Annotated in this window: 4 protein-coding genes and 3 tRNA genes; 1 reads left to right on the forward strand and 6 read right to left on the reverse strand. The window is 49.4% G+C overall.

Features of this window, described 5'->3' with window-relative positions:
• Positions 1 to 6 precede the first annotated feature (6 nt).
• Genes Q0852_RS20810 through Q0852_RS20820 form a run of 3 tightly spaced genes read right to left on the reverse strand, consistent with a single transcriptional unit; the run spans position 7 to position 3691 of the window.
• Positions 7 to 1725 (reverse strand): N-acetylmuramoyl-L-alanine amidase, encoded by a 1719-nt coding sequence (locus Q0852_RS20810; RefSeq protein WP_299021687.1) that lies wholly within the window; start codon positions 1723 to 1725, stop codon positions 7 to 9.
• A gap of 5 nt (positions 1726 to 1730) precedes the next feature.
• Complete coding sequence (tsaE, locus tag Q0852_RS20815) at positions 1731 to 2195, reverse strand: tRNA (adenosine(37)-N6)-threonylcarbamoyltransferase complex ATPase subunit type 1 TsaE (RefSeq protein ID WP_299021690.1); 465 nt, start codon at positions 2193 to 2195, stop codon at positions 1731 to 1733.
• An 8-nt stretch (positions 2196 to 2203) separates the two neighbouring features.
• On the reverse strand, positions 2204 to 3691 hold the full coding sequence (locus Q0852_RS20820; protein WP_299021694.1) for an NAD(P)H-hydrate dehydratase: 1488 nt from the start codon (positions 3689 to 3691) through the stop codon (positions 2204 to 2206).
• 221 nt (positions 3692 to 3912) lie between these two features.
• Here Q0852_RS20820 and queG point away from each other — a divergent pair, with 221 nt between their 5' ends.
• Positions 3913 to 5046 carry a tRNA epoxyqueuosine(34) reductase QueG gene (queG, locus tag Q0852_RS20825; RefSeq protein ID WP_299021697.1) on the forward strand — a complete coding sequence of 378 codons (1134 nt, stop codon included), beginning with the start codon at positions 3913 to 3915 and terminating at the stop codon, positions 5044 to 5046.
• An 847-nt stretch (positions 5047 to 5893) separates the two neighbouring features.
• On the opposite strand, the gene Q0852_RS20830 is transcribed toward queG, so the two are convergent.
• The 3 genes from Q0852_RS20830 to Q0852_RS20840 all read right to left on the reverse strand — a co-directional run bounded on the left by Q0852_RS20830 (position 5894) and on the right by Q0852_RS20840 (position 6212).
• A tRNA-Asp gene (locus Q0852_RS20830) sits at positions 5894 to 5984 on the reverse strand.
• Positions 5985 to 6003: 19 nt separating this feature from the next.
• A tRNA-Met gene (locus tag Q0852_RS20835) sits at positions 6004 to 6080 on the reverse strand.
• Positions 6081 to 6121: 41 nt separating this feature from the next.
• Positions 6122 to 6212 (reverse strand) — tRNA-Gly (locus tag Q0852_RS20840).
• Positions 6213 to 6282: the final 70 nt, after the last annotated feature.

Here is a 6282-nt window from a genome sequence, read left to right on the forward strand (position 1 = left end):
GTATGGTTAACTTCTAGGAATTGTCAGCTTTTGGCCAACAGCCAGATTATCTGATCTTAACTGGTTTGCTTCGCGAATCCGGTCGACACTGATCCCATAACGGGATGCAATTTTGCCAAGAAATTCGCCGCGCTTCACCGTATGCTCTACCACCTTACGGTTACGGCTATCTACCTTAAGCTTCTGGCCAATCGCCAGCTCATCAGAACGCAGCTTATTCAGGCTTCGGATGCTGCCGACTGTAACGCCATAGTCTTCGGCAATTTTGCCAAGAAATTCACCTCGTTGCACGGTATGTGTCACAGTTTTCACTACAGGCCTTGCTGGCTTGGTAGACTTCGCCGAAGCCGTGCTGGTTGCCGCAATAGCCCCCCCGCCAGGAATCACCAACACCTGACCGACTTTCAAGGTATTACTACGAAGCTTATTAGCCTTTTTCAACACCGAAACGGACGTGTCATATTTGGCCGCAATCAAACTAAGTGATTGACCAGACGTGACCTTGTGTTTAATGCCATTTTTTCTCGAGGCAAACAAGGTGCCACTTGGCGGCTTATCATTAAAGTAAGCCAGCACGCCTTTATACACAGCACTCGCCAGCTTATTTTGGTGATTCCGCGAATTCAGCAGACGCTCTTCCTTCGGGTTGGTAATAAACCCGGTTTCAACCAGTAACGATGGGATATCTGGCGACTTCAGCACTGCCAGACTCGCATGCTCAGGCTTGTTCTTGTGCAACGTCGTAACTTTACTGAGTTCTTTCAGCACTCTGGAAGCCACATCATAGCCTTCCTTCTGGGAGTGGCTAAATTGCAAATCCAGTACCGCCATACTGAGGTACTGATCATCCTTGCCACCAGATAGGACATCACCGCCCCCCAGTAGCTCCGATTGCTTTTCATGCTGTTCTAACCAGCGACCAATTTCGCTGTTCGCCCGCCGGGTATTCAATACCCAGACCGACGCCCCTCGCGGCTGTGGTTGATGGAAGCCATCAGCATGAATAGATACTAACAGGTGAGCCTTATGCCTGCGGGCAATCTCCGAGCGCTTATTTAGATTGACAAAATAGTCGCCCCTGCGGGTCAGTACCGCTTTCATGCCTGGTGTAGCATTGATCTTCGCCGCCACTTTTTTCGAAATACCGAGCGTAACACTCTTTTCGTATTTCTTGCTCGGACCAATGGAGCCTGGGTCTTCACCGCCATGCCCGGCATCAATCGCCACCACGATATCATCTGTACCGTAAGGCAAAACGGCTCTCTTATTTTCTGTTACCGACTTCTTTGGCATTACCGACTGGCTTTTTACCACTTTCTTGCTATGTGGTAGATCCAGCACCAAGCGGTGACCATAATGACCATCTGGCGTCGGTGCCAACTTAAATATTGTCGGATTTACCCCCGCCTTAGTCTCAAATACCAGGCGATACGTTCCTTTCTCGGGAGGACTACTGCTGCGGATCTTCTTCAGCACAGCGCTGTTATTAACCGTGAACGGCAGCTTCGTCTTCAATGAAGTTTTTTTCAAATCGACAACCAGTCGATCTGGCTTGATCAGGGTAAAGTAAGAAAAATCGGCGTCATCCTGTACATCCAGCACCACCCGGGTTTCATCGGGCGCGGGCCAAACACGTATGCCTTTCAGCTCATTGGCAATGGCCAACGAGCTGAACAATCCTACCCCTGTTAACAATAATAAATGAAAAAAAGTCCGCAATGACATCCTGATCAACACAACTCCAATCGCTTGATCAAATCTAGACCATATTCATTATTTGCGGTAATCGTAGCTTTGCGCTGTTCACCACTGTAACGCATTTCAATTTCCAAATCGGGAGCTGGCAACAACCCTTCACCTTTTTCCGGCCACTCTACCAAGCAGATGGCATCCTCAGTGAAATAATCACGGATCCCCATAAATTCTAGCTCTTCTGGATCAGCCAGGCGGTATAGATCAAAGTGATACACCTGCCACGGAGGCAGTTCATAAGGTTCAACCAACGTATATGTAGGGCTTTTTACATTTCCCTGGTGTCCCAGAGCCCGGATAAAACCGCGGCTAAAGGTTGTTTTTCCAGCGCCGAGGTCACCATGCAAGTAGATGGTAGTCTGGCATTGGCATGCTTGAGCTAGTTTCAAGCCGAAATCTACTGTTGCCTGCTCATCGGCAAGAAGGGTTTCAAATGTTTGCATTGATATCTTTATCTTGGATTTACTAATTGTCGAATATAAGGAAATAGATCGCTGGCCAACACGCCTCGCTCCCCCTCCCGGGCACACAAATCAGCGGCGGTACTGTGGATCCAAACCCCCACCCGGGCCGCTTCGGATAAGGAGAGCCGCTGACCGGCTAAAGCACCGATAATACCTGACAGTACATCTCCCATACCACCCGTCGCCATTCCCGGGTTACCGGCTGTACAGAGCCAATACTGCTGACCGTCGTAAATCAGCGTTCCGGCCCCTTTCAGCACAACAACACCGCCGTATTTCTGTTGCAGTAACTGAGCGGCTGAAAAACGATCAGCTTCTACCGCAGCTACCGTTGTTCCCAGCAACCGGGCAGCTTCGCCCGGATGCGGCGTTATTATACGATTATTTTTATAGTCTGGTGATAGGGCTAATAAGTTCAATCCATCCGCATCGACCACCATTGCTTTCTCGGTAGTCTCAAAATGAAACAGCAAAGCCTTGCTCCAATCACTCATTCCTAACCCCGGGCCAATCACTATAACATCGGCCCAATCCAGTCGGTGGCTGATCTCATGAGCCTTATCCTGCCATCCTTGCACCATTATCTCAGGCCTAGCCCCAACGATTGACAATACATTGTCAGGCTGTGTGATCACAGCAGTCAGGCCGGCGCCACACCGAGCACATGCTTCCGATGCCAGACGAATCGCTCCAGCCATACCCAAATCCCCACCGGCACATAATACTCGGCCGTGATCGCCTTTATGCGCGGTACGTGCTCGAAGCGGCAGGCAGCGCTCTACCTCCGTTCGATCTATCCGCATCGCAGACGGTTCACTCTGCTTCCGAAAAGCTTCATCAACTCCAAGGCCTGAGAAGTAAAGCCGCCCAGTATAGTTAGCAGCCTGCCCCGTACATAATCCCTGCTTCACCCCAATAAAAGTTACTGTCGCCACAGCACTGATCACCGGCCCCAACTCTGCACCGGTATCTGCACACAGCCCGGATGGCACATCCACAGCAATTACTGGGCAACCAAAGGCATTCACTGCCTCAATAAGTTCAGCACAATCCTGCCGTACGCTGCCTTTCAACCCGGTACCAAGCAAGGCATCCACCACAACCTCGATGGAAGACGGGATCTGAATCTGTGGTTGTGCGATCTCACCACCGCAAGCCAACCAGGCATCACGGGCCAAGGCCGCATCACCGGTTAACCGCTCAGCACTGCCAAGCTGCCATAATATGACGTTGATACCGGCCTGCTGCGCCAAGCGGGCAACAATATAACCATCCCCGCCGTTATTACCGCCACCACAGCAAACTAATAAAGACTTCAACGTCGGGTATTGCTGCGTTACGACAGAAAACACAGCCTGGCCGGCTCTTTCCATCAGCTGGTACATCTCCAGCAGCATCGTTTTCGCAGCCCGCAACTCCCCTTGGCGAACCTGATCTGCCAAATAGAGCTGGACGGGTAATTGTGAAGTCACCATGAAATACCTCTAACATTATTAGTTAATGGCAGCCAATCTTGACCCCACTAGGATGATCAAACGGCACAGTGAATAAATAGTGCCCAAAAGTGCCGCCGGGCACAATGTCAAAACAGCATAACCTTCATTCTGGAACCGGTCTTTTTTAAGATCCGTGAAAGCCATGATGATTGTGGTACACTTCCGCCCCCAAGAATTCAGCCACACTGTGAATCAAACCAATGAGTATCGACTACAGCGAACTGACCCGAAAAATCAAACAATGGGGTAAAGAACTCGGCTTCCAGCAAATTGGGATCAGCGATATTGATCTTCAACAGCATGAAGCTCAGTTACAGCGCTGGACTGATGCAGGCTATCACGGTGAAATGGACTGGATGGCCCGTCATGGCATGATGCGTGCCCGCCCGGCCGAACTACACCCAGGTACCGTTCGGGTGATCAGCGTACGGATGAACTACCTCCCACCGGAGGCTGGGTTCGCCCAGAGTCTCAAGCACCCCGATACCGCCTACATCAGCCGGTATTCTTTGGGCCGTGACTACCATAAACTAATCCGCAACCGCTTAAAACGCCTCGGCCAAATGATTGAGCAAGAAGCCGGTGAGTTCGGCTACCGTCCATTTGTCGATTCTGCTCCAATTCTTGAGCGCCCACTGGCACAGAAAGCGGGATTGGGTTGGACAGGCAAGAACTCCCTCATTCTTAATAAAGATGCTGGCTCATGGTTTTTCCTTGGTGAACTGCTGATCGACCTACCGTTGCCAGTCGATACTCCAGAAGAAAACCAGTGTGGAAAATGCATCGCCTGCATGACGAGCTGTCCTACCGGTGCGATTATCGAAGAAGGGGTCGTTGATGCAAGGCGCTGCATCTCCTATCTGACAATTGAGTTTGATGGCATCATTCCTGAAGAATTCCGCGAACTGATCGGCAATCGGATTTACGGTTGTGATGACTGCCAGCTTGTCTGCCCATTCAATCGCTTTTCAGAGATCACGAATGAAGCCGATTACCACTGCCGGGACAACCTAAACCAACCGCCACTAGCGATACTTTTCCAGTGGACAGAAAAAGAGTTTCTCAAAAATACCGAAGGTTCAGCCATTCGGCGCATCGGCCATATCCAATGGCTACGCAACCTGAGCATCGCGATGGGGAATGCCCCTTATAGTAAAGAAATCTTAGAAGCTTTACAGGCAAGGCAGGGCGAGAATGAACTGCTTGATGTACACCTTCAATGGGCAATCAGCAAACAGCTGGAAAAACGTCAGGCAAACGGCATTGATGTTCTGCCAGCAAAAACGAAGAGGCTTGTCCGGATTGTAGAGAAAGGGCTTCCCCGCGACGCCTAACAATCCAATTCCCCAAAAATAAACCGGATACCAAATTGAAGCGATGCCTCATCCCCTTCAGGAAGTACGCCATTTGGTATTCCCTCCCAAAATGAGAGCGTCATCCTGCTTCTGGGTAAATGTGGAAAACATTTTCATACCAGCAAAATCTTCACCATGTTCAAAATATTAAACACAGCTCAGCGGGTAGCCAATCAAAACAGTTATCCCAAACAACCCCATATTGATCAGACTGTATATAAGCTTGGGATAAAACCCAACAAGACCAGTAATATCAACACCTTAAGATGTTGATATTTTATTATTAATAACGAGGAGTTTTAGCGTTTTGCTAAAAAGCGAGGAGTTATTCACACGGCGTCGGCACACGTAATCAACTGACTTACCCACAGTTTAATCTGTGTGGATAAGTCTGTGCACGAACAATGGAGTTTATCCGACATGCAAGCGAAAAGCCCTTAAAGCACAAGCCTTCGAGCAATTTCATGTTCTGGATAAAGAGAGCAGATACGATTCACAGGCCCTTCTCGATAACATCGAGGTATCGGCTATTAGCATCAACTAAATAAAAGAGCATGTATCGTCATTTGACACCAATACGTCATAGTATCGGCTTACAGAGCATCGAAGATACCTAAGACAAAAAGCCAGCCGATAAGGGCGGACTCTCAGATAAATTTTGATGATGTATTCGAAGCTGATTGCTTCTTATGGTTTCCAGTAGCCGAAGCTATGAAACTTGAGGTAACACACAAAGCTATCGGTAGTCGAATAACTCAGGAATGCTACATTTGAACTAATACTTCACAGTAGTAGTTTCACCGTCTAAAACGATGACAGTAGAAATTGGAGCTACACACGAGGTTCCCGGTCTTCAAGGAACTAGGCGTGAATTCAACCTTGATAAGGTTGCGCTCTACCAGCTGAGCTGGTGTCGCATATTCTCTCAATGAGAATTGGTTGCGGGGGCCGGATTTGAACCGACGACCTTCGGGTTATGAGCCCGACGAGCTACCAAGCTGCTCCACCCCGCGTCCGTATTGTTTCACCGATAAAGCTCGATGACAGCTTAAATTGGAGCGACACACGAGGTTCCCGATCTTCAAGGAACTAGGCGTGAACTCAACCTTGGCAAGGTTGCGCTCTACCAGCTGAGCTGGTGTCGCATATTCTCTCAATGAGAATTGGTTGCGGGGGCCGGATTTGAACCGACGACCTTCGGGTTATGAGCCCGAC

Origin of the sequence: uncultured Photobacterium sp., from assembly GCF_947502415.1 — a bacterium.
Lineage (GTDB): Bacteria > Pseudomonadota > Gammaproteobacteria > Enterobacterales > Vibrionaceae > Photobacterium.

Bases quoted from the DNA above. Each gene is read 5' to 3' on its own strand.
- Q0852_RS20810 (WP_299021687.1), bottom strand. From the start codon at position 1,725: ATGTCATTGCGGACTTTTTTTCATTTATTATTGTTAACAGGGGTAGGA.
- tsaE (WP_299021690.1), bottom strand. From the start codon at position 2,195: ATGCAAACATTTGAAACCCTTCTTGCCGATGAGCAGGCAACAGTAGAT.
- Q0852_RS20820 (WP_299021694.1), bottom strand. From the start codon at position 3,691: ATGGTGACTTCACAATTACCCGTCCAGCTCTATTTGGCAGATCAGGTT.
- queG (WP_299021697.1), top strand. From the start codon at position 3,913: ATGAGTATCGACTACAGCGAACTGACCCGAAAAATCAAACAATGGGGT.